The sequence below is a fragment of the Pseudomonas sp. TE12508 genome, assembly GCF_056279485.1.
Genome location: NZ_JBWCCN010000022.1, coordinates 85,119 through 108,344 on the forward strand (window position 1 = coordinate 85,119; position 23,226 = coordinate 108,344).

At 60.6% G+C, this 23,226-nt stretch carries 23 protein-coding genes; 12 read left to right on the plus strand and 11 right to left on the minus strand.

Annotation, left to right across the window (positions count from 1 at the left end):
* The first annotated feature begins 72 nt into the window (after positions 1–72).
* The gene (locus tag ACZ9IM_RS26575) at positions 73–1,398 is read left to right on the plus strand and encodes a type VI secretion system Vgr family protein (protein ID WP_476225411.1); all 1,326 of its coding nucleotides are present in this window, start codon (positions 73–75) and stop codon (positions 1,396–1,398) included.
* Positions 1,395–2,192: a DUF4123 domain-containing protein gene (locus tag ACZ9IM_RS26580; protein ID WP_427627042.1), complete on the plus strand. Its 798-nt coding sequence runs from the start codon at positions 1,395–1,397 to the stop codon at positions 2,190–2,192. Before ACZ9IM_RS26575 ends, ACZ9IM_RS26580 begins: the two co-directional genes overlap by 4 nt.
* A 19-nt stretch (positions 2,193–2,211) precedes the next feature.
* On the opposite strand, the gene ACZ9IM_RS26585 is transcribed toward ACZ9IM_RS26580, so the two are convergent.
* Positions 2,212–3,552 (minus strand): MATE family efflux transporter, encoded by a 1,341-nt coding sequence (locus ACZ9IM_RS26585; protein ID WP_427627040.1) that lies wholly within the window; start codon positions 3,550–3,552, stop codon positions 2,212–2,214.
* Between the two features lie 265 nt (positions 3,553–3,817).
* Complete coding sequence (locus ACZ9IM_RS26590) at positions 3,818–4,111, minus strand: hypothetical protein (RefSeq protein WP_063341672.1); 294 nt, start codon at positions 4,109–4,111, stop codon at positions 3,818–3,820.
* Positions 4,112–4,303: 192 nt separating this feature from the next.
* Here ACZ9IM_RS26590 and ACZ9IM_RS26595 point away from each other — a divergent pair, with 192 nt between their 5' ends.
* The 5 genes from ACZ9IM_RS26595 (at position 4,304) to ACZ9IM_RS26615 (ending at position 8,890) form a co-directional block, all read left to right on the plus strand.
* On the plus strand, positions 4,304–4,606 hold the full coding sequence (locus ACZ9IM_RS26595; RefSeq protein ID WP_095634107.1) for a MazG-like family protein: 303 nt from the start codon (positions 4,304–4,306) through the stop codon (positions 4,604–4,606).
* Positions 4,606–5,355, plus strand: a complete 750-nt coding sequence (locus ACZ9IM_RS26600; protein WP_476225413.1) for a methyltransferase domain-containing protein — start codon at positions 4,606–4,608, stop codon at positions 5,353–5,355. Before ACZ9IM_RS26595 ends, ACZ9IM_RS26600 begins: the two co-directional genes overlap by 1 nt.
* A gap of 12 nt (positions 5,356–5,367) precedes the next feature.
* A complete protein-coding gene (locus tag ACZ9IM_RS26605; protein WP_476225414.1) occupies positions 5,368–5,985 on the plus strand; it encodes a DUF4136 domain-containing protein in 618 nt (205 codons plus the stop codon).
* A 53-nt stretch (positions 5,986–6,038) separates the two neighbouring features.
* Entirely contained in the window at positions 6,039–6,596 is a 558-nt protein-coding gene (locus ACZ9IM_RS26610; protein WP_476225415.1) for a DUF4136 domain-containing protein, read from the plus strand.
* 311 nt (positions 6,597–6,907) lie between these two features.
* Entirely contained in the window at positions 6,908–8,890 is a 1,983-nt protein-coding gene (locus ACZ9IM_RS26615) for a pilus assembly protein TadG-related protein (protein WP_476225416.1), read from the plus strand.
* Here the strand turns inward: ACZ9IM_RS26615 and ACZ9IM_RS26620 are convergent.
* Complete coding sequence (locus ACZ9IM_RS26620) at positions 8,860–11,628, minus strand: ATP-binding protein (protein ID WP_476225417.1); 2,769 nt, start codon at positions 11,626–11,628, stop codon at positions 8,860–8,862. The genes ACZ9IM_RS26615 and ACZ9IM_RS26620 overlap by 31 nt on opposite strands.
* Positions 11,625–12,065 carry a TadE/TadG family type IV pilus assembly protein gene (locus ACZ9IM_RS26625; RefSeq protein ID WP_429432136.1) on the minus strand — a complete coding sequence of 147 codons (441 nt, stop codon included), beginning with the start codon at positions 12,063–12,065 and terminating at the stop codon, positions 11,625–11,627. Before ACZ9IM_RS26625 ends, ACZ9IM_RS26620 begins: the two co-directional genes overlap by 4 nt.
* Positions 12,066–12,140: 75 nt before the next feature.
* Between ACZ9IM_RS26625 and ACZ9IM_RS26630 the strand changes: the two genes are divergently transcribed.
* From ACZ9IM_RS26630 to ACZ9IM_RS26640, 3 genes are all read left to right on the plus strand, one after another.
* Positions 12,141–12,611, plus strand: coding sequence for a prepilin peptidase (locus tag ACZ9IM_RS26630; protein ID WP_476225419.1), 471 nt, complete (start codon positions 12,141–12,143; stop codon positions 12,609–12,611).
* A gap of 124 nt (positions 12,612–12,735) precedes the next feature.
* Positions 12,736–13,524 carry a response regulator gene (locus tag ACZ9IM_RS26635; protein ID WP_427627023.1) on the plus strand — a complete coding sequence of 263 codons (789 nt, stop codon included), beginning with the start codon at positions 12,736–12,738 and terminating at the stop codon, positions 13,522–13,524.
* 463 nt (positions 13,525–13,987) lie between these two features.
* On the plus strand, positions 13,988–14,365 hold the full coding sequence (locus ACZ9IM_RS26640; RefSeq protein WP_427627021.1) for a DUF6124 family protein: 378 nt from the start codon (positions 13,988–13,990) through the stop codon (positions 14,363–14,365).
* Positions 14,366–14,503: 138 nt separating this feature from the next.
* On the opposite strand, the gene ACZ9IM_RS26645 is transcribed toward ACZ9IM_RS26640, so the two are convergent.
* From ACZ9IM_RS26645 to cpaB, 5 genes are all read right to left on the minus strand, one after another.
* Complete coding sequence (locus ACZ9IM_RS26645) at positions 14,504–15,394, minus strand: type II secretion system F family protein (RefSeq protein WP_427627019.1); 891 nt, start codon at positions 15,392–15,394, stop codon at positions 14,504–14,506.
* Positions 15,391–16,275: a type II secretion system F family protein gene (locus tag ACZ9IM_RS26650; RefSeq protein WP_476225421.1), complete on the minus strand. Its 885-nt coding sequence runs from the start codon at positions 16,273–16,275 to the stop codon at positions 15,391–15,393. Before ACZ9IM_RS26650 ends, ACZ9IM_RS26645 begins: the two co-directional genes overlap by 4 nt.
* A gap of 10 nt (positions 16,276–16,285) precedes the next feature.
* Positions 16,286–17,566: a CpaF family protein gene (locus ACZ9IM_RS26655; RefSeq protein WP_476225422.1), complete on the minus strand. Its 1,281-nt coding sequence runs from the start codon at positions 17,564–17,566 to the stop codon at positions 16,286–16,288.
* A complete protein-coding gene (locus ACZ9IM_RS26660; protein WP_427627014.1) occupies positions 17,563–18,768 on the minus strand; it encodes a CpaE/TadZ family protein in 1,206 nt (401 codons plus the stop codon). The genes ACZ9IM_RS26655 and ACZ9IM_RS26660 overlap by 4 nt, the downstream gene beginning before the upstream one ends.
* 89 nt (positions 18,769–18,857) lie before the next feature.
* Complete coding sequence (gene cpaB, locus ACZ9IM_RS26665; RefSeq protein WP_476225423.1) at positions 18,858–19,787, minus strand: Flp pilus assembly protein CpaB; 930 nt, start codon at positions 19,785–19,787, stop codon at positions 18,858–18,860.
* A gap of 324 nt (positions 19,788–20,111) precedes the next feature.
* Here cpaB and ACZ9IM_RS26670 point away from each other — a divergent pair, with 324 nt between their 5' ends.
* Both ACZ9IM_RS26670 and ACZ9IM_RS26675 read left to right on the plus strand, forming a co-directional pair.
* Positions 20,112–20,324 (plus strand): Flp family type IVb pilin, encoded by a 213-nt coding sequence (locus tag ACZ9IM_RS26670; protein ID WP_427627010.1) that lies wholly within the window; start codon positions 20,112–20,114, stop codon positions 20,322–20,324.
* A gap of 69 nt (positions 20,325–20,393) precedes the next feature.
* Positions 20,394–20,795, plus strand: coding sequence for a response regulator (locus tag ACZ9IM_RS26675; protein ID WP_427627008.1), 402 nt, complete (start codon positions 20,394–20,396; stop codon positions 20,793–20,795).
* Positions 20,796–20,962: 167 nt separating this feature from the next.
* On the opposite strand, the gene ACZ9IM_RS26680 is transcribed toward ACZ9IM_RS26675, so the two are convergent.
* Positions 20,963–21,817 carry a MaoC family dehydratase gene (locus ACZ9IM_RS26680; RefSeq protein WP_476225424.1) on the minus strand — a complete coding sequence of 285 codons (855 nt, stop codon included), beginning with the start codon at positions 21,815–21,817 and terminating at the stop codon, positions 20,963–20,965.
* 2 nt (positions 21,818–21,819) lie between these two features.
* On the minus strand, positions 21,820–23,172 hold the full coding sequence (locus tag ACZ9IM_RS26685) for a 3-oxoacyl-ACP reductase (protein ID WP_476225426.1): 1,353 nt from the start codon (positions 23,170–23,172) through the stop codon (positions 21,820–21,822).
* Between the last annotated feature and the right edge of the window lie 54 nt (positions 23,173–23,226).

Sequence of the window (23,226 nt, forward strand, 5' to 3'; positions counted from 1 at the left end):
GTATTTCGGCACTCTACTCGGCCATGTCTCTCAGCGAGAATCCCCGGCCGCCCCTCCTGTAGAGAATCGCCGATGTTCGATCCAGTCAACGAGCCGTCATTTCGTCTGGATATAGCGGGTCTTCCCGACCCCTTTGAGGTCTTGGCCTTTACCGGTAGTGAAGCCATCAGCGAGCCCTTTGTGTTCGACGTGGATCTGCTGAACGATGACCCGACGCTGGACCTTGCGAGCCTGCTGTATCGTTCGGCCTTTTTGCACTTCGGGCCCCAGGGGCAGGGTATTCACGGGCAGCTGCTTGGCCTCGTTCAGCTTGGCCATGGCGGTGAGCCCGGGCTATGTCGTGTGCGTCTCGGCCCCAGGCTGGCGTGTCTGGGCCAGCGCTTCAATCAGCGAATCTTCAGCCAGCGCTCGGTGCCGGAGATTCTCGCTCAAGTACTCAAGGAGCACGGCATTGCCGGTAAGGGGCGTCGCTTCGACCTGAGCGGCGATTACCCGCCCCGTGATTTCTGCACGCAGTACCGGGAATCAGACCTGCAGTTTCTCCAGCGTCTGTGTGCCCAGGAACGCCTTCATTACCATTTCGAACACTGCGCACGCGCAGGACACTGTCTGGTTTTCGGTGATGGCCTGGGGCAGTTCAGTCGTGGCGAAGAGAGCGTCTTTGAGGGTGAGAGCGAACGGCCAGGTGTGCATCAGTTCAAGCTTCACGGCTGCGGTCAGATCGCCGAAGGCCAGACGAATCTGGCGACGCTGCGCAGCGGTCAACTGATGCCGCTGTCCGGCCACCCGTCTGTGGACTGCAATCGTCTCTGGCTACTGACCCATGTCGAGCATCAAGGGGGGCAGGAGCCAGGGTTTCCCTATAGCAATCAACTGCGCGCCGTTGTGCAGGAAGTGCCTTTCGTGACAGATCATTCGGTCATGAAACCCAGGATGCACAGCCTGCAACGGGCGTGGGTAGTCGAGGTCGATGAGTCTCAACCGGATCTGTCCAGACCGGTAGCGGTGCAGTTTGACTGGCTTTATCAGGGAGAAGGCGCAGCGCCCAGCCACTGCTGGTTGCCGTTGGCTCCCGAGTTGGGAGACGCGGGCAGTCTGCCGTTGTGCGAAGGCGCGCAGGTGCTGGTGAGCTTTATCGAAGGCGATCCGGATCAACCCTTGATCAGCGGATTTCTTCCCGGCGCAGCGTCGAGCACAGAGCCAGTCATACCCGACCTGCAACCTTCCTTGGTGACCGATGCGAACCTGGCGCTCGACGGCTTGCTGGGCATGCTGCAATCCAGCGAACCCTTGGTGCTCCTGTGCCTGCTGCCCGGCGGCGGCAGTTTCAGTCATTGCACGCAGTCCTTCTGCACCTGTCGGGCGGCGACGCAGTTTGGCCAGAGCGGTGCGGCATGATCGCCGCTCTGGCGTCCGACTCGACTGCGCAATGGTTGTTGCTCGATGTTCCGGGCGAGCCTCAGGCCGGTGCGAATTTGCGGCAACAGTTTGCTCATGCCCGATGGTTCCGCCTGTTCGAAGGCACTGAGTTTCACCCGTTGCGTGAGTACGGCCCGGTATTGGTCGACCTTCGCGAATGCCCGGCACTGACCGAGTTATGTCAAAGTGCGCCACACATCTGGAGCGGATTGCTGCTAGCCAGTGAAGCAACGCCATCGCAGTTGCTGGAGCATTTGCGACGCATGCTCACGGTCACGCTGGGTCTGCATCACCGGGCCTTGTTGAGTTACTACAATCCACACACGGCGAGTTATTTTTTCGATGCCTGCGATGCGCAGGAGTTGAGTCGCTGGCTCGGTCCGATCGATCAGTTGCGCTGGTTCGGTGGCACCTGGGCCGACCGGGCGATAGGCTGTCAGGGCTGGCAGCAGTTGTTCAATCCGCGGCTTGCCGTCCGGCCGCTGGCCATTGAAGAAAACCTCAGCCTGCGTCAGCGAGACACCTTGCAAACCTGCCTGCTGGAACAACACGCCTGGCGCTGGAGCCGATCCACTGACACCGGCTACAACAGCTTGTGGGCTTACTTGCAGGAAGGGCTGGCGCTGGGTTTCAGCGAACGTGCGGTGCTCGATGACTGGTTATGGCTGCGCTTGCAGCATCCCGACGCAGTGGCCGGGCAGCCATTGTCGGGAGCCAGCCAGCAGGAGCGTCTCGATAGCCTGCGCAACCGGTGGCAAAACGATCAACCCTGAACGTGAAGGCCGGCCCTCGTTATCCTTTGAACCAGCTATCGTGCTTGCGCAAGTACCAGGCGAATGCACCAAGGGTCAGGCTGCGCAGCAACATGAACAACAGGAAGGTTATCCACAGTCCATGGTTGCCCAAGCCTTGCAGCGCCCAGGCGAAGGGCAGCAGCAGGATCACCGTCAGCAGCATACCGTTGCGCATTTCCCGGGCGCGGGTGGCGCCGATGAACAGACCGTCGAGCAGGTAGCTCCAGACGGCAATCAGCGGCAGCACCGCGAGGTAAGGCAGGTATAGGAATGCGGTATCGCGCACGCTCTGGATGTCCGTCTGCATCTGGATGAACAGGTGCCCGGCGAACAGAAACAGCAAGGCAAACCCCACACTCGCCAGCAACGACCAACCGCACGCCACCACCAATGACCGACGCAGGGCTTCTCGGTCGCGAGCACCGATGGCGTGTCCACACAGGGCTTCTACGGCATGAGCCAGACCGTCCAGCGCGTGGGCGGTCAGCAGCAGACCGTTGAGCAGCAACGCGTTGGCGGCGACCGTGGCATCGCCCAGCCGCGCGCCTTGCACGGTGATCAGGAAAAACACTGACTGCAATGCCAGGCTGCGAATGAAGATGTCGCGATTGACCGCCAGCAATGGGCGCCAGCTCTGCCACAACGCCAGCGCTGCCCAGGCGATATGGCCGGGATAGGCGCGCAGAGCCTTGCGGGTCATGAACAGGCCGATCAGCGCGCCGGTCCACTCGGCGATCACCGAGGCCCGGGCCGCGCCGACCACGCCCCACTCCAGACCGAGCACGAACCACAGGTTCAGCGCGATGTTGACCAGATTGGTGCTCAGCAGAATCGCCAGCGGAGCCCGAGCGTTCTGGGTGCCGAGGAACCAGCCCACCAGCGCGTAGCTTGCCAGCGCCGCCGGCAAGCCAAACAGCCGCGTGTGGAAGAACTCGCGGGTGAGCTGATCCAGCTCGGCCGACGGTTGCATGAAGTGCAACGCGACCCCGCTCAACGGCACGCCCACTGCGCCCAACACGATGGCCAGGCCCATGGCCAACAACAGACCCTGGAGCAAAATTTGCCGCAACGCTGCGCCATCCCCGCGCCCGGCAGCCTGGGCGGCGAACCCGGTGGAGCCCATGCGCAGAAAGCCCATGGCCCAGGCAAGAAAGGTATACAGACTGGCGCCCACCGCGACAGCGCCGAGTTGATGAGCATGGGGCAGGTGGCCGATGACGGTACTGTCGACCAGCGCTACCAGCGGTACGGAAATGTTCGAGAGAATCATCGGGGCGGCGAGCGCCCAGACTCGACGATGGGTCGGACGGTCGCGCCAGTCGGCAATCAGGTTGGGCATGCAGGCTCCTTGGGGGCGCCTGCATTGTAGCGACAGATTGTGTTCAGCCAAGTGAACGCAATCTACAAAACATCACAGATCCAATGTGGGAGCGGGCTTGTGTGGCGAGGGGGCTTGCCCCCGTTCGACTGCGAAGCAGTCGTAAAACCGGTCACCGCTTTCTAATCCAAGATCGTGGTCAGCTGGATTCAGGTGCGCTTCGCGCCCCAACGGGGGCAAGCCCCCTCGCCACACAAGCCCGCTCCCACATTGATGGTGGGTTGCCTTAATGAACAATCCAGCTCAGCAACCACAATCCCAGCAGCAACCAGATAATCCCCATGATGATCGACGCGTTCATGAAGGCGCGGATCGCTGCCCACAGCAACATCAGCCCGATGATCAGCGTGATGATGCTGATGATCGAAGTGTCCATGCCCAGCGCCTGGGCCAACCCTTCGACAAAATTGCTGCCGGCGTTGCTCAACAGATTGAACAGACCACTGAGGGCATCGATGATGAACCGGATGGCCGAACCGATTATCTGGCCGAGCCATTCGAAAAAGCTTTCTACCTGCATGTGTACGTCCTGATGGAGTGGTGGCGTGGTTGCCGGATCCGACCGTTGGGCTATTGATCGTGTTACCGAGTTCCCGTAGGAGCTGCCGAAGGCTGCGATCTTTTGGAGTATGGCGCAAAGTGCGCAGGCACAACGCTGCTACTTGCCTTCACCCGCCATCCCCCTGAAGCTATACGCCTTCAGGAGAGCCCGATGAACCTTGTTGAACTGACCGAACGCCTGCACGCCATTCGCGATCGCAATGACTGGCGGCAATTTCACAGCCCGAAAAACCTGGCCATGGCCGCGAGCGTGGAAATGTCCGAGCTGGTGGAGATTTTCCAGTGGCTGACCGAAGACCAGTCACGCCAGTTGCCGGCAGACAAGCTCGCCCATGTCGGGCAGGAAGTCGGCGACATCGTGTTGTATCTACTGCTGCTGTGCAGCGAGTTGGGGTTGGACATGAATGAAGTGGTGCGTAGCAAACTCGCGGACAGCGAACGGCGGTTCAGCTGATGGGCGACCGTCATTTCGATCAGTTGGCGACCCGTTTCGCCGAAAAAATCTACGGTGGCGCCAAAGGTGCGATCCGGCTCGCGGTGCTGCAGGCCGACCTGGCCGAAGCCCTGCCGGACCGACCGCTGCGTGTACTGGACATCGGCGCCGGCCTGGGCCACATGTCGTTGTGGCTGGCCGAGCGCGGTCACCAGGTGACCCTCGCCGAACCTGCCGAACCGATGCTTGAAGGCGCCCGCCAGCGCTTCGCCGAAGCGGGGCAGACCGCGACGTTCATCCAGGCGCCGTGGCAGGATCTGCTCGGTCAGCTCACTGAACCCTGCGACCTGGTGCTATGCCACGCCGTGCTGGAATGGCTGGCCGAACCCCATGCGATTTTACCGGTACTGCATCAGTTGACGAAACCGGACGGCTGGTTGTCCCTGGCGTTCTACAACCGCGATGCGTTGATCTACCGCAACTTGCTAAAGGGTCATTTCCGCAAGATGCGCAAGAACGACATGGCCGGCGAAAAGCAAAGCCTGACGCCGCAGCAGCCACTGGATCCACGGGAACTGGCGGCGCAACTTGAGAGCATGTGGCAGGTCGAAACCCAGAGTGGGGTGCGGGTTTTTTATGACTACATGCCAGTGGAATTCCAGGCCCGTGTCGAACTGCCGGACTTGCTGGAAATGGAACTGGCCCACCGCCGTCACCCAAGTTTCGCCGGGCTTGGGCGCTACCTGCACTGGATCTGTCGGCCGATCTGAGCGGAGCGCGAAATGAAAAGTCGTTCAGGGTTACTGGTGATCTGTCTCGGGTTGGCGGCTTGTCAGGGCAGCAACCCTTATGTCGCGACCTCCAATCCCCTGCCACCGGCACCGCCTCAGGCCGCCACCACCTTCGATCGCAGCGCCTACCCGGCGCCGCCACGCGATTACGGCCGCTATCGCAGCTGGGCCTGGCTCAACGGACGCCTGCCACCGGGCACGGCCTGGGCCGACTCGGCGCAGGTGGCCGAAGCGGTCAGTAATGCCTTGGATCAACGCGGCTTGCGCCCACTGCACGACAACCGCCCGGCGGACCTGTTGGTCAGCGCCGATTTGCATCTGGAAACCCGCTTGCGTCAGGTGCAGGACGACTATGGTTACGGCGGGGGTTATTACGGCGGCGGTTATAACCGCTACGGCAGCGGTTACGGCATGTACAACACGGTGCCGGTCATCCGCACTTATCAGGTACAAGTGGTGGTGGTGCGTGTCGAACTGTTCGACGCGAGCACTGGCCAGCCGGTATGGAGTGCCAGTGCCGAAACCAGCAGCCAGGGCAGACAGAGCGAGCGTGCCGATGCCATACGCGAAGCTGTCGAAAAGGCTATGTCGGCGTATCCTCCTAGTTAGCTTCCCGTACAGGAAGCCTCCCGCAGGTGCATGTCTTCTACCGGAGAAAAATCATGTTCCGCCGTTTCGCTTTACTGGCCATCGCCGCGCTGCTCACTGCCTGCGCCGCCAACCAGGTCAATCATGACTTCGATGCCAGCCGCGACTTTGCCGCCTATCGTAGCTGGAGCTGGAAAGAGCCCGCCGTGCAATACCGTCCCGATGATCCACGGATCAAGAGTGACCTGACCGAACAACGCATCCGCCAGTCCGTTGCCGATCAGCTGGATCAGCGCGGCTTGCGTCCGGCCGCCGCCGGCGCCAGTTCGGATCTGAGGGTGCAGGCCTACCTGATCGTCGAAGATCGTCAGCAGCAGGTGACCACTCACTATGGCGGTGGTTATGGTGGCCCATGGTACGGCTACTGGGGCGGGCCGATGTACAACGAAACACGCAACATCAGCTACAAGGTGGCGACCATCCAGATCGACCTGCTCGATGGCAAGGACGGCAAACTGGTGTGGCGCGGCAGCGACGAGCAGACGCTCAGTCGCACACCGAACCCGCAGGATCGTAGCAATAAAATCCACGAGACGGTCGGGCGGATATTGGCGAACTATCCACCGCGCTAAACCGACACCACAGATCCGTTGTGGCAGCGGACCTGTGGCGAGCGAGCTTGCTCGCGTTGGGCTGCGTAGCAGCCCCAAAAATCTGACAACCACTGCCGATTTTTGTGAGCGCTACGCACTCAAGCGGGAGCAAGCTCCCTCGCCACAGGTTTCTCTGATTCAAGGCTCTCTTTTGTGAACAGCATTGCCCTCCGACATTGAGTTTTTGTTGTCTTGGATGGCGAGTTGCCAGCAATCTGGCCAACCCTTGTCTACACTGCTTCTCACCAATGGAGGTAACCCTCGCCAGTGCGCCGGCAAAGGAGTGCGCCATGTCTCCCTGCTTGCAGTTTCGTAGCCCGGCCCGGCAACGGGGAGCGATTGGTTTGATGGCGGTGCTGACCCTGGGCATGGCCTTGGTGTTCTTGCTGGTCGTGGTCGATAGCGGCCGCCTGTACCTGGAAAAACGCAGCTTGCAACGGGTGGCGGATATGGCCGCGCTGGAGGCTGCCACGCGTAACGGTGATTGCGCCGTGGGTGCCACCGCTACCGCCTATGCCACCGCCAGTGCAAACCGCAACGACTTCTCCCTTCCTGACTCCAGCCGCAGCTTGGCGGTAGCCTGTGGCACCTTGAGTCTGGACGCCAATAATCTTCGGGTTTTTACGGCTGATCCGAGCAGCAGCGAAGCCATTCGGGTGAGCGTCAGCCATTCGATCCAGCAAAGTATCGCCGGCGGCATCGGCGCCCTGTTCGGCGGTCCTCCAGCCGGTGCGACCCTCAACCTGACCGCGACCGCCGTCGCAGCGTTGCCACCTGCGCTGGCATCGCTGACCATTCGCAGTACGGTGCTGACTATCGATACCAGCAAGTCGGCCACCCTCAATGGACTGTTCGGTGGTTTGCTGGGCGGCAATCTGAACCTCTCCGTGGCGGGCTGGAACGGTTTGGTGAGCACCAACATCAGCCTGCTCGGTTACCTCGATCGACTGAAGGTCGACCTCGGCCTCAACGCCGCAGGGTATAGCCAGGTGTTGGGCACTTCGGTGGCCGTCAGCCAGTTGATCCAGACTGCCGTCAATGTGCTGGACCCAAGCGGCACTCTCGGTGCGACGGCGACCATCGTCGGTCTGCAAGCACTCAAGGCTGCCGCAGGCTCCACGACCGTGGTGCTGGGCAATTTGTTGCACGTCGAGAATGGCAGCAACATGTCGGCGTTGGCGACTAACGTGAGCGTGTTCAACCTGATCGAAGGCATCGTGCAACTGGCCAACAAGGAAAACGGTCTGGTGGCGACGCTGCCGATCAATCTGGCGGGGCTGGCGCAGATCACGGCTCGGGTGCAGGTCCTGGAGCCGCCGCAACTCTCAGCGATCGGCAATCCGAAAAAGGCTGCACTGAACCCATTGGGACCTGACCGGATTTACGTGAGAACCGCGCAGGTTCGCACATTGCTGTCGATCGACTTGCCGGCACTCGACGCCATCGTGGCGCTGGTCAATGCGGTAACCGATCTGGCAGGACCGCTGACCAACACCCTCAATGCGTTGCTCAATCTCAATCTGGTGGCGGTGCTCAACTCACTGACCTGTGCCTTGAGCGTGCCCTGCCAGACGCCCGACATCAAGGTGTTGCCGGGGCCAATACGGCTCGACGTGGCACTGGAGGTCGCCAGCGCCAGCAGTTACGTCACGGCCTACAGCTGCGTCAGTAACACCAACAAAACCCTGACCACCAGCACCAGTACGTCGCTGGTGAACCTGAAAATCGGCCGGATCGATGCGGCCAGCATGTTCGGCAGCAACACCACACCGCCGACGGTCACGGTGCAGCCGTTGAAGGTGATCGATATCGGGATCAAAACCTGTCGCAGGCTTCTGTTCTTACCGATCACTTGCGATCCGCGTGTGCCCGGCGTCGGTGGCGGCATCGATATCGTTGCCGACACTAGCGTGGCGGCGAACGCCAACATTTCCCACGTGTACTCCGCACCACCCGCCAGCAGCCTGCCGGAAATCAATCAGCCGCCGTTCTACTACTCGTTTACCACCAGCAGCATCGTCAGCAGTCTGCTCAATACCCCGCTTAATATTCACGTGGACATGTATGGCCCGTCGGGCAGTCTCGTCAGCGGTCTGGGGGCGATCCTGAGCAATGTGACCACTTTGCTGGTCAGCGCGATCAACAGCGTGCTCAGCCCGTTGCTCGACAGCTTGATCAACACCTTACTGGTAAGCCTTGGGATCGATTTGAACAAGGTCGACGTCGGCGCCAACCTCAGCTGTCACTCGGGACGCGCGACGCTGGTGATCTGATCACCTGTGACAATCGGCAACTCGATACAAAACCGCGCGCCCTCGGTCGAGTTTCTTACACTCAACTTACCGCCCATGTTTTCGACGATGCCGTAACTCACCGACAACCCGAGCCCGGTGCCGATGCCCACCGGTTTGGTGGTGAAGAACGGTTCGAAAATCCGCTCCAGCAGCCGTGGATCGATGCCGCCGCCGTTGTCCTCGACCCACAGTCGCACTGAGTGTTCATCACGTTCGGCGTACACCGAAATCCACGGTTTGAACTCCCGGTCGGCCTCGCGCTTGCCCAACAATGCATCCCGCGCATTGACCATCAGATTGATCAGCACCTGTTCCAGCTGATCGACGTAACCGCGTACCTGCACCTCGAATCCGGTCTCGCTGACCCGCAGCTCGACCCCTTTGCCGCGCATGCCTTCGGACAGCAGTGACAGCGTGCCCTCGATGGCTTGAGCCGGATTGAACGGGTGTTGCTCGATCTCCGAACGCCGACCGAATACCCGCATGTGATCCACCACCCGTGCGGCACGCTGGACTTGAGCGTCGATGCGGTTGAGCTTGTCTGTCAGGTAATCGATTTGCGCGTCACCATTGCTCAGGCGCTTGAGCACATTGACGATGGCCATGCGCATCACGTTCAGCGGCTGATTGATTTCATGGGCCAGCCCGGTGGCCATTTCGCCGAGAGTGGCCATTTTCGCGCTCTGGGTGAGCTGTTGTTGGGCGCGCCGGACTTCGGTGTTGTCACGGCCCACGGCTTGAATCTCAAGCAAGCGACCCTGCTCGTTGAACACCCCGCGATCCGACCAGACCCACCACGCATGTTCCCGTCCCGGCAGTTGCAGGTTGATTTCCGCGGTACTGACCGGGAACTCCGGGCTCAGTCGACTGAGCCGCTGGAGGAACGCTTCGCGCTGTTCCGGCGACATCCAGCTGCCCAGGTTCACCCCCGGCAGTTGCTCGGGTTGGCATTCCAGGTAGGTCGCCAGCGGGCGGTTGCCGAAGGTCAGTGTCAGGTCTGGAAGGTAGCGGCAGATCATCGCCGGGGAATCTTCCACCAGGATCCGATAGCGCTCTTCACTCTGTTTTACTTGCTCGGCGGCCAGGGTCGCTTCGGTGACATCCAGCCACAGGCCCACAGCTTCCACCGGCAGCCCGAGGTCATCGCGCAGCAGTTTGGCTTCGTCCAACAGCCAGTGATAATCGCCGCGACTGTCGCGCAGCCGATAACGGGCTCGCACCGAACCCTCGCGCAACAGTTGCCGGGTGCGCTCGAAATAACCGTCACGGTCCTCGGGGTGGACCCGTTCCACCAACGCGCCGGCGGCGCAATCGGCGAGCGACCAACCGAGCAGCGGCAACAGGCTGTCGCTGAAAAATGTCGGTTGCAGCGCACCTTCGACATAGCGCTGTACGTAGATCACCGCCGGCGAACTGGCAATCAGATTGTCCAGCCGGGCATGGGCGGCAGCGGCGTTCTGCTCCTGATTCTTGATGTCGCTGATGTCGAGCATGAAACCCACCAGCCGCCGGTTTCTGCCGATGCCCAGGGCCTGACCTTGCAGCCGATACCAGATCGGCGTTTGTGCCGCGTCGGGACGATGCAGGCGTACGCACAGCAGCAACGGTGCGCCTTCATCCTGCAAGGTTTGCAGGCGAATCGTCAGCTCTTCACGGTCGGCGGGGTGGATCTGGTCGAGCCAGTCGTGCAGCGGAAAACGCGTGCTCGCAAGGTTGAGCGTACCGGCCAGCGATGGCGCCAATTGCACCTCGGCGTTGTCACTGAAGACCTCCCACCAGCCGGTGCCGAGCAAGGCTTGCAGAGACTCCAGCCGCTCCAGTTGCAGATGGTGCTGATGCTCGTGCAAGCGCTCAAGCAGCGGGCCGGCCAGGGCGGCGGTGAGTTGCAACCAGTCGCGCTCGCTCAGATCCGGGGCACGCTGTTGCACCGGGTAAAAACCACAGAGCAGCCAGGCCACCACGCCCTGGGCATTGTGGTAAGGCACCGCGAACCCTTCGGCATTGCCGAAGATGCCTTGCAGGCGGGGGTGTTCGCTGGGAATCAGCGGCTGAGGGGCGGAGCCATTCAAACTGTCGAGGCCGGTACCCAGACGTTGATTGATTTCCCACAACAGTGGCGCATCGAAGGCTGCGTAATGCTGGTGAATCAGCCAACCCTCGGCCTGTTCATCGAGCAAAGCCATGGCGATGCAGGGGATCTGAAAGCGCTGGGCCAGACCTTGCAGTTGCTCCGCCAGCACCTCGGGCAAGCGCGTCAGGCTGCACAGGCGCAACTGTTCACTGACCTGCGCCGCGAGTAACTGGCATTGTTCACGGCTGCGTGCTTGTCGACGTTCGAGCAGCAGGTCGCCGATGTCGATCAACTGCAACAGCCAGTTTTCGCCCAACGGCTGCACCCAGCCACGCAGATGCAGCGGTTGTTCGCCGAGGCTGAAAAAATCCAGGTCCAGGCTTTGTCCCTGCCACTCGGCAGGCGTGCCTTCGACCGACAGGCCGCTATGGGGCATGAGGTAATCGAGCAGATGCGGTGTCTGCGCGCCGGGCATTTGTTGCGCCAGCAGATGCCGCAGCGGGCCGTTCAGCTGAGTCACTCGGCCTTCGTCATCCAGATGCAGCTGCAAACCGACACGTTGCACGCTCGCAGGGTCAGCACTGGTCGAGGGCTGCTGCGGTTGGCGATTGAGCAGGCGCCCGAAGAGCTTGTCCCCGGAACTCAAAATTGCAGGCTCGAGCGGGCGGTAAGGGTCGCCGGCAGATTGGGCACCGAGCCGATCCCCGGCAGCACCAGAAACGGCAGGACCTGATTCAGTTTACTGGTGGGGTAATTGATGGTGACCGTCAGCACGCCACCGATGTAGGTGGCACTGGCGTCGGTGGCCACATTGAAGTTCAGCGCGGCAGGAATCCAGGCCAGTTGCCGGGTCAGTTCGTTGGTGGCAACGGTTCGCACGGCGGTGTCGTAATTGGCGGTGCTCGGGTCCAGCGCCACACTGCGGCGCACCGCTTCGGCCGTCGATTGATTGAACGATTGCATCAGCAACAACGGCAGGCTGTAACTGACCAGCCCATAAAACACGGCGAAAAAGATGATGAACACCAAAGCGAACTCAATCGCCACGGCACCTTTTTGTTTGCGGGGGAGGCCTGTTTTCATGAGTGCGTCTACCCTGACCATCACGACGTAGTATCAGCATAGAATCATTCAGCCAAAACGGACGTTTTTTACCGGATGCAGAACTTTGTCCTACTTATCTGGCTGACGCTTTGCGCAGCACAGGATGTCCGAGAGCGGCACATCGCCAATGGCCTGACCCTTGGCGCGGGTGTATTGGCGCTGGCGTATCTGTTGTGGACGGGCACCACATGGTTGGGGGCCGAGGCGGTGCAGGGCGGCTGGGCTTTGTTGTTGGCACTGGCCTTCACCTTGCCCGGTTATGCATTGAAACGTCTGGGGGCGGGCGACGTGAAACTGATGGCGACGCTGGGCCTTGCGACGGACGGTATGCACCTGCTCGGCGGTTTCATCGGCGCCGGATTGGCCAGTGCATTCTGGCTGCTGCTGGCGCCAAGACTCTGGCTGTATATGGGGCAGGGGCTTAGGGATCGACTTCGTTACCTGGGACCGGGAACGTCAAAAAAACAGCCCTTTGCGCCGTTCGTATTGGTGGGCATGTTGCTCACGCTGGTCTGGATGTATTAGTCGCCGGGCGCCACTCGTTCTATATACATAGTTGGAAAGTGCGTCTACTTTCAAAACAGTTGTTGTACAGCCTGTGGGTAGTGGGGACAGGAACGGTCAAGCCATACTTGGCATGGAGTGACACGTGAACAAGCTTATCTCGGCAATAAAAGTCCTTGTGGTCGATGACGAACCATTGATTGTCGAAGAACTTTGCGAGTTCATCGAGCGCAATGGTTATCGCTGTGTTCCTTGCCAGTCCGGCAAGCAGGCGATCGAGCGTTTCAGTGAATACGAGGATATCGGTCTGGTGCTCTGTGATTTGCGGATGCCTGACATGGATGGCATTCAGCTTGTCCAGGCGCTGCAACGGCTGTCCGGAAAGCATCGGGCGTTCGAGGCGATCATGCTCACCGGCCGCGCAGACAAGCAGGACGTGATCAAGGCCTTGCGCGCCGGGTTCGCCGACTACTATCAGAAACCGATTGATCTGGATGAGTTGCTCGAAGGTTTGCAGCGCCAGGAAGTGGTCTTGCAAGAGCGGCAGAAAAACCTGCAGTTGGGGCATTTAAGTCAGAAGCTGCAGTACCTTTGTGAGTCGATCGACGAGCTGTATCAGGATCTGGACAAGGTTCGTCGGGGGCCATCCTCTGTGCCTTTGCCGGATTCGGCTGGCGGTGCATTCAGTGAGGCGGAGCGGGTGGAGATGCCGGCGGTTTTCAATCAGCTGTCGCCGCGGCAGCTGGAGGTGGCGCGGTTGGTGGGCAAGGGGCAGACCAATTATCAGATCGCTTGTGAATTGGGGATTACCGAGAACACGGTGAAGCTTTATGTATCGCAGGTGTTGCGGTTGACGCATATGCATAACCGCACGCAAGTGGCGTTGGCGTTGTCGCCTGGTAATGCTGGTGTGCGGCGGCTTACTGCGCACTGAATTTCGGGTGTACGCCGCTCTATTGTGGAGCTGCCGAAGGGCCTCTTCGCGGGCAAGCCTCGCTCCTACGAAAAGCACGTTCACCAACGCAATTCCCTGTAGGAGCGAGGCTTGCTCGCGAAGGCGGCCTCAGAGGCAACGATGTTTATCGATCAGTAAAAACATCAGAACCTTCCCACATGTTTTTCAGGTTGCCCGTCGGACGCTGCGTCTCTAGCCTTTGTCCGTCGCTGACAATTCAGCGTCCGGGCGTCGCGGCTCGATTCTTGAGGCATAATCGCTCCACCAAACCACAACACTTTTGGGTGTCTGTCGTTTCGTGTCATGGCGACTGTGCGCGGGATACCTTCGGGTATGCCGAGATATGCCTCTGGGATCGGTCCGCGAACCCGCGTACAGCTGCCACCCCAAATTGCGTCGCGGCAATTTGGAAGTGGCTCCATTTCATCCCGGAGGTGTCACCATGTTCAAAGCAACCCCAAATCCCCCAGAAACCGACGACGTTTCCCCCTACGAATCCCTCGATTCGAAAAAACTCCACGACGCCGCTAACCGCGCGCTTGATCACTACCTCAACCCCTCCGCCCTCAAATCCCCCGCGGCCCGCAAGCCGAGCACGATGTATATGGTCGCGCCGGATATCAAAGACGAAGACCTGCTAGCCCACACCTGTGAATCGTTGGCCCAGGCCAGTGTGATGGCGGGTGATTTTGCGGGGTATCTGGAAGGGCCGCACCGGCACACGGCGATGGCGATTCAACAAATCGTCATGCTGGCAGAACTGGCGGTGAATCGGATGCTGGATAACGTGGCCATACCAAAACCCGCGCCACACAGCTGATCCCCTGTAGGAGCGATCTGTGGCGAGGGGGCTTGCCCCCGTTTGAGTGCGTAGCACTCACAAGATCTTTAGTACACCAAAGATTTTTGGGCCGCTTCGCAGCCCAACGGGGGCAAGCCCCCTCGCCACAGTGAGCTTTCAACGACCAAAGGCCCGGGCCAATGCGGTGAAGCTGGGGCCGGCGAGTACGATCAGCAGCGCCGGGAAGAGAAACAACATCATCACCACGGACATTTTCGCGGACATCTTGGAGATGTATTCCTGCAAGCGTGTCAGGCGCCGGTCATCGAGCAGCATTTTGAGTCCCAGCAGTGATTTCATGGCGCCGCCGCCCTGGTGGATCAATTGCTGAAGTATCACGCAGGTGTCGGTGAATTCGTCCACCGCCAGTAACTGGGTGGCCTTGTTCAGTTCTTCGCCCAGCTCCAGGCCGGAATCGACCCGGGTCAGTATCAGGCGCAGCTCATGGGTCAGGGCCGGCAGTAACTGTTTGCCTTCGATGCTCAGTACTCGCAGCGACTGCTCCACCGCCATGCCGGATTCGAACAGGATGCGCAGCAGCGGAATGAAGGTCGAAATCTCGATCGCCAGTTGTCTTTGCCGACGGTACGCGGCGGCGGCCAGCAAGCGTTTGGGCAGCAAGTAACCGAGGGCGGTGGCGAAGGCCGGGGTGATCCAGTGGTTGTTCACCTGCGGGAAGAACACGCTCTGGATCAACAGGCTCAGGACCAACGCAAGCACCGGTATGCCGATCTGGCAGGCAGCGAACAGCGAGCGTTGCCGGGCGCTGCGCCAGCCGAGGCGGTTGAGCAGCATTTGGGTTTCGTTGTCCAGTTTGACCGAGCGCTGACCGATGCGGCTGTTGCCCAGCGCTTGCAACCAGTGACTGACGCGATGGTCGTTCAGCGGTTTGCCGTCCAGTCGTTGAGCCACTTGGCGAGCACGCCGATGTTGGTCCAGCAGCCCACTGAGCAGCAACAGCGTGGCCCCGAGAAACAACAGTGCGCTGATCAGCAGGGCTATTTTCATACGCTGCGCAACATGCGCCACAGCGCCAGGCAACCCACAACCTGCAGGCCAAACGCGGTCGCGAGCATCATTTGCCCCGAGCTGCTGTTCCACATGGCGAGCAGGTATTTCGGATTGGACAGCAAGAAGTAGCCGGCGAGCCCCACAGGCATCAGGGCCAGCACCATCGCCGTGATGCGGGTTTCGCCCGTCATGGCGCGCAGTTGGCGCGCAGCCTGGTCGCGTTCACGGACCATTTTAATCAGGTTCTCAAACAGCTCACTGGCATTACCGCCGTAGCGGTGATTGACCTTCAGGCCCAGCGCAAACAATCGAAACTCGTCTTTCTCGTACAGTTCGGCGAAGTCCGTGACAGCGTCAGGCAGGCTGACGCCCAGGTGCACATTGCGCTGAACCCGGCCCATGGCGTTCTTCAGTGGGTCTTCGGCGGCGTCGATGGCGACCAGCACCGCATCGGCCAGGGTGCGTCCGGACTTCAGACTTCGCACGGTGTGATCGAGCAACGGCGGCAGTTGTTCGATCATGCGCTTGAGCCGGCGCTGGTAGCACCAACTGATGTACAGCCGCAGAGCCAGAGGTGGCATCAGCAACAACGCCAGCAAACCGATCCAGCTTGCGAGGGCAAACCCCAGCAAAATGCCCACGGCCCAGAGCAACAGCCACAACCTCAGGCGCTCGGTGGGACGACCGAGGCCGGCGCGTAGAAAGGCCCGTTCCAGGCCAGCCCAGGATGATTTCGCCACCGCCAGTTGCGGTTGTCCCTGCATCAAGCGACCGAGGGTTCGATCGATGCCGGTCTGGCGCAGGCCGTTGTAGAACAAACGGATCGATAAACCCAGCAATGCCAGGCAAATCAGGATGAGCAGCGCCGGTTTGAGCATGCCGTGATCCTTAGTGCGATAAGGGAGAGAGCGCCGATTCGCGACGCAGCTTTTCGCCGGCGGGGTTGACCGCTTCGCGCAGAAAACCGAAACCGGTGCGTCGGTCGAAGCGGAACAGCGTATTGGTCACATACACGTCATCACGAATACCCACGACCTCCACCACTTCACTGACGCAGCGGCGGCCATCGGGCAGGCGCGTCAACTGGATCACCACGTCCAGCGCCGCACAGATCATTTGCCGCAGCGTGCGCTCAGCGATGGTGCGTCCGGTCAGGCCCACCAGGGTCTCCAGGCGCAACAGCGCATCCTGGGCATTGTTGGCGTGCACGGTGCTCATGGAACCGTCATGCCCGGTGTTCATCGCCGTGAGCACGTCGACCACTTCGACGCCGCGAATCTCGCCGAGGATGATCCGGTCCGGGCGCATCCGCAGCGCGTTGCGAATCAGGTCGCTGGCCTTCACTTCGCCGTGGCCTTCGGCATTCGGCGGTCGGGTTTCCAGGCGTACCACATGAGGATGGCCCAGTTGCAGCTCGGCGACGTCTTCGATGGTGACCAGGCGTTCGTGAGGGGCGATCAACTGGCTGAGAATGTTCAGCAACGTGGTCTTGCCGGTGCCGGTACCGCCGCTGACAAGGATGTTGCAGCGCTTGCCCACGGCCTCCTGAATAAACTCAAAGATCGCTTGATCGATGGTTTGCATCGCCATCAGATCGGAGCTTTTGAGCATGTCCTTGCGGAATTTTCGAATCGACAGGCACGGGCCATCGAGGGCAATGGGCGGGATGATTGCATTGACCCGGCTACCATCGGGCAAACGCGCATCGACCATCGGTGAAGACTCGTCGAGCCGTCGGCCCAGGGGCGCGAGAATCCGTTGCATCACCCGTTCGACGTGGTGGTCGTCGATGAATCGCAGGTCACTCAGGTGCAACACACCTTCGCGTTCGACGAACACCCGGTGCGGGCCGTTGACCAGAATTTCGGTCACCGTCGAGTCACGCAGCAGTACCTCCAGGGGGCCGAAACCGGTGAGCTCGTCGACGATTTCCTCAGCCAGTCGCTCCATCTCATAACGGGAAATCGCCAGGTGCAGACGGGCGATGTACTCGGCGACTTTGTCGATGACGAACTGCGACAGCATTTGCCGCGAACCTTCCAGCAGGTTTTTCCCGGACTCTTCGATGGCGTCGATGATGTAGCGGTGCAGTACCAGTTTCAGGCCTTCATGGTCGGTATTGCCGGCCGGCCCGTGGGAGGGGGCGCCGAAAAGTTTTTCCCCGCTCATGGCGTGCCCCTCAATCGGTCGAACCAGCCAGCCTTGGGTTTGTCCAGGTCTTCGGAGCGTTTGGCCAGTCGTTCGCCGAGGGCACGCAGGCTTTGGGTCAGGTTTTCGCGCGGGGCCAGCTCGAACAGGCTCACCCCCTGATTCTTGGCGTTGAGCCGTACTTCCGGGCTGTAGGCAAGGACCGCCATAACCTCCATGCCAAAGCTTTTGCTCAAGGTATCGGAGTCTGGCGCGACATTGCGCAGATAGCGGTCAACCAGCAACCTGGCGTGTTCGAGTTTGAGGCCTTTTTCGCGCCAGCGGCCGAGCACCTCAAGGTTGCGTCGGCAGTCGAGCACATTCTGATCGGTGTACCACAGCAACTTGTCGCAATGGCTGACGAAGGTACGCAACGCTTCGCTGTCCGACTGGCCAGTGAGGTTCACCACGATGTGCTGGAAATGCTGGCGCAAGGCGCTGAGCAGCATGTACAGCTCGGCGGCACTGGTCTGTTCCAGCGGTTCGTCGTTGCTGGCGTAGGCGAGAATCCGCAGCCCGGCGTCACACGTGGTGAAGGCACTGTCGATCAGCGTCGCGTCCAGGCGCCGCAGATGGCGCAACGCATCGCCAAAATGAAATGAGCTCTCCAGCCCCAGCAACGCAAGGCTGTCGCCACGTGGCAGCCCCAGGTCCAGCAACAATGTCTGCTGTCCGCTCTTTTGCACCACGTGCGCCAGGTGGTTGGCGAGCAAGGCGCCGTCGGCATTGCTCTGCGCACCGTAAAGCACGGTCAGGCCACCCTGTTGACTCTGTTGCATATTCGGCGTCACGGTCGGCAGGCGTTTGCTCAGGCGTCGCACCAGGCCGGCAACTTCACTGGAACGTGAACCGTAAGAAACGAAGTCCCGCGCACCGGCGCGCATGGCATTGAGCACGAGTTGGTTGTCCAGGCCGTCGCCCAAGGCAACGATTGCCAGCATCGGTTTGGCTTCCAGGGCACCCTCGATCAACGCGCTCTGGGCCACCACATGCTCCCGGTCCAGACCCACGAACACCAGGCTGGCGAAGGTCACGTCCACCAGCGTCAAGAGTTCATCGAGGTTGCCGCCACCGGCGCTGATCACTCGGCCCAAAGGGGCAAGCGCACCTTGCAGCCACTCGAAGTCGGTGCTGTTGCGCGTGATCGCGAGGAACGTCTGACTCAGGTTCTGGGGCTGGCTCATTGCAATAACCCACCGCATGTATCGAAGCAGCCGTTGTCGAGCAAGTACTGCGTGAAACGTCTGCGCATGGAGAAGCGTCCTCGCTCGATTCAGGGCGTTTGTTGGGTGACTTCATTGCCGCGGATGACTTCCACGCTCGTCTTGCGCGGTGCTGCGCCGCCGGTGGCGGGTTTGGGTGTGCCGGCCAGGGCCAGTTGACTGAACTGCACCAGTTCGCGATTGGCACTGGCCAGGCTCGCCTTTGAATCGCGGTTGCCAGCCCAGTATTGGTTCAGACGTTTTTCCTCGGCGCTGCGCACGGCCAGGCGCAAAACCCCGACCTGAGCCGCGAGCATCAGGCGACTCAAGAGGGGTTCGGGGACGGCAAGCAAAACGGTGCGAGCGCTGGCGCGCAGTTGTTCTTGCTTGAGTCGTTCTTCGTGACTGCGCGCCGGGTTGGCAGGCAGGCCATCGTTCATCAGCCCCAACTGGTCGCCGACACCCAGCACCCGCAACGCCGGGACCACGACCTGGGCCGATTGCTGGAGGTTGTTGGTGTCCATGCGCAGAAACAGCAAGACGTCGACATAGTCGCCGGGGCTCAGTTGACCACCGACATTGACCACGTCATCCGCCGCCACGGCGAGGGCACGCTCATCGGGGCGGATCATTCGCGCCAGCGCACCGCCGGTTTCGAAACTTTCATCATTGAGCCAGCTGCCGGCAGTCAGCGTGCGCCAGGGCGTACGGCCAATGGCTTGATCGAGACGGGACAGGCTGCCGGCCGGGGCGGTACGGAGTTTCTCCAGAGTCACGTCGGCGGCGCTGATTTGCTCGAACGGCGCGATGTCACGCAGCAGCACAACCACTGGCTGGCGAGTCGGGTCGTCTGCCGGTGCCAATATCGGGGCCGATGACGTGCCGGATTGCGCGACGGATTCGGGTGCCGGTTGGCGACTCAGCGCCAGCCCCCAGTAACCGGCAATGATGGCGCCTACCAGAAACAGCCCGGCCAGGCCCATGGTGACGCGGCTGTTCATGACGGCTCTCCCTTTCCTGCTGCGTAACGCCCCCAAGACTTCTAATGAGATGACTTCGCAATCAGGCAGCTATGAACATCGAACTATTTCGCTATTTGACGGTAGCGCAGGTAGAGCAAAAAGCCATTACAGGGCGATAAATATCTGACAAAAGTAACGGACTGAAGCCAAAAGCACTGTTTTATGACGCCAGTGAACCGGTTATTACTTAAGTATTAATAGGTTCTTACAGTTGTTGGTCTAGGGTTTGCCGACAATGCTGATGCTGGCATAGGGGAATCATGTTGCGGCCGTGCAACACCCTCCTGTCATAGGAGACACGTCATGCCCTTTACTAAAGTGGTTCAGAAGATCAAATCCGAAATCATTTTGTTCAAATACCTGGCCAAAGATACGGAAGGTGCCTCGGGCATCGAATACGCGATTATTGCGGGTATGGCAGCGGTTGCATTGGTGGTGTTCATGGAACCTATTTCGGGAGCGGTAACCGATATTTTTACCGTGCTCCGGGATTCGCTAGTGCCTCCTGCTCCTTGATGCCGACAGCTTGCTAACCTGCCAGGGCGGTTCTAACGTCAACGCTTAGTCCATTGCAGGTGTTTATTTATGAATGCTCCCGCGCTGCTACGCCAACAGCTGCTTCTGGTCGACGATGAGGAGGATGCGCTGCTGGAACTGGCGGAGTTGCTGGAGGGCGAGGGCTTTAGTTGTTTTACGGCAACGTCGGTCAAACTCGCCCTTCATCATTTGACTTGTCACCCTGATATTGCGCTGGTGATTACTGATTTGCGGATGCCGGAGGAGAGTGGCATGTCGTTGATCAAGCGGTTGCGTGAGCATACGGCTCGCCAGCATTTACCGGTGATTGTGACGTCGGGGCATGCGGATATGGATGATGTGAGTGATATGTTGCGGTTGCAGGTGCTGGATTTGTTTCGCAAGCCGATTTATCACGTGCGGTTGTTGGAGACGTTGAATAATTTGTTTCCAGGGGTGGTCAGTTCCTGAGTCGGCCCCCTCGCCAATCCCCAGATGAAGAGCGGTATGAGGATTTTTGATCGTTCCCACGCTCTGCGTGGGAACGCCTCTACGGACGCTCTGCGTTCGGCTCTTGGGACGCGGAGCGTCCCGGGCTGCATTCCCACGCAGAGCGTGGGAACGATCAGACCGAACCATCAGGCAACAGGCCTCCACTGCCCCGCCATATGCTCAATCTCCCCCGCACCCATCAACTGAAAATCCCCGCTGGACCCCGCCGCACTGGACATCAGCGTCACTTCACTGGGTAGGCGCACCGGTTTCCTGAACTGCACCGCAATCTCGACGTTTGCCGTCGGCAAATGATCGCTCAGGGCTGCCAGCGTACGCGCCTTGTTCCACAGGCCATGGGCGATGGCACTAGGGAAACCGAAGAGTTTCGCGCTGATCGTACTCAGGTGGATCGGGTTGTAGTCTCCGGACACCTTGGCGTACCGCCGGCCAATGTCCGCGGGTGCTTTCCAGTGAGCCACTTCGGTCAGCGACAGCGTCGATGCAAACGCTTCCTCGACCGGCTCGCCTTCCAGTTTGACGCCGCGACAGAGCATCTTGCTTTCCGCCTCCCACAGCACGCCCAACTGATCGTCGAGCGTCGTCACCAAATCGAACGTCGCCCCCTTGGCATGAGGTTGCAGGTTCTGCACGTTCACGCTGACCCGCACCCGGTGCACACCGCCCATGGGGCGCAAGATGCGGATGCGATTGCTCAAGTGAATCAGCCCCAACAGCGGGAACGGAAATGCTTTGGCGGTAAGCAATTGCATCTGCAAGGCAAACGCCAGGATGTGTGGATACGTCGGTGGTAGCAGCCCGTTGTCGGCGAAACCACAGACTTTTCGATAAGCCTCCAGGCGTTTCGGATCGACATTGACCCAGCAGTGATAACCCAGGTCAGGCAGAGTGGTGCCGGTGATTTTGCGGCGCGTTGCCGCCTTCACATACAGCGTTTGCAGGCCCGGTTCGCTATGGAGAGTGTGCCAGTCGGTGGTCATGGTCAGGCTCCCAAAACGCTTTGCCCGCAGACGCGCAACGCTTGCCCGGTAAACGCTCCGGTGCCCGGTTGTGCCAGCCAGGCCACGGCTTCGGCGACATCTTGCGGCAGGCCGCCCTGGCCCAATGAACTCATGCGTCGCCCGGCTTCGCGCAGGCCGAAGGGCAGGTGCGCGGTCATCTGGGTTTCGATGAACCCTGGCGCCACGGCATTGATGCTGATGCCGCGCTCACTCAGCAGCGGCGCCCAGGCCTGGGCCAGGCCGATCAATCCAGCCTTGCTCGCCGCGTAATTGGTTTGCCCGCGATTGCCGGCGATGCCGCTGATGGACGCCAGCAGGATCACTCGGCCGTTGTCGCGCAAGGTGCCGCTGTCGAGCAGCGCCTTGGTCAGTACTTGCGGCGCGTTGAGGTTGACCGCCAGCACCGCGTCCCAGAATTCCGGGGTCATGTTGGCCAGGGTTTTGTCCCGGGTGATGCCTGCGTTGTGGACCACGATGTCGATGCCGTCGGGCAGATGTTCGATCAGTTGCGTGGCGGCGTCTTCGGCGCAGATATCCAACGTGATGCCGCACCCGCCGAGGCGTGCGGCCAAGGCTTCGAGATCGGCTTTGGCTGGTGGCACGTCGAGCAGGATCACCTCGGCGCCGTCGCGGGCCAGGGTTTCGGCGATCGAAGCGCCGATGCCGCGCGCCGCGCCCGTCACCAGAGCCTTGCGCCCTGACAAGGGGCGACTCCAGTCCGTCACCTGCACCTCACACGCTTTCAGGCGAATGACTTGTCCGGAAATGAACGCGCTTTTGGGCGAGAGGAAAAACCGCAATGGGCCTTCCAGTTGATCTTCGGCACCTTCGCCGACATAGATCAGCTGCAACGTGCCGCCGCTGCGCAGTTCCTTGGCCAGCGAACGGCTGAAACCTTCAAGGGCGCGTTGGGCACTGGCGGCGAACGGGTCGCTCAAGGTCTCTGGCGCCCGGCCAAGAATCACCAGGTGCGCATGATGATCGAGGTTTTTCATCAGCGGCTGGAAGAACTCGCGCAGCTGTTTCAGCTGATCGACCTGCACCAGGTCACTGGCGTCGTACACCACGGCTTTGAGTTTCTGGCCGTGGCCGGGAATCCACGCGGTGGCCAGGGTCGGATCGGCGCCGTAGCTGTAAATCGTGTCGGTCAGGCGGTTGGCGAGGCTGCTGACCTTTTCTGTCAGCGGGCCACCGCCAATCAACAGCGCTCCCTCGATAGGCCGCAGCCGGCCTGCTTGCCAGCGTTCCAGTCGTACCGGCGACGGCAGACCCAGGGCACCGACCACGCGATGGCCGATGGACGAATTGGCGAAGTCGATATAGCGGTCAGACATGGATCACGCTCCAGCAGCTGGGGTTAAAAGTGTGGATCAGGAATGGCAATTAGT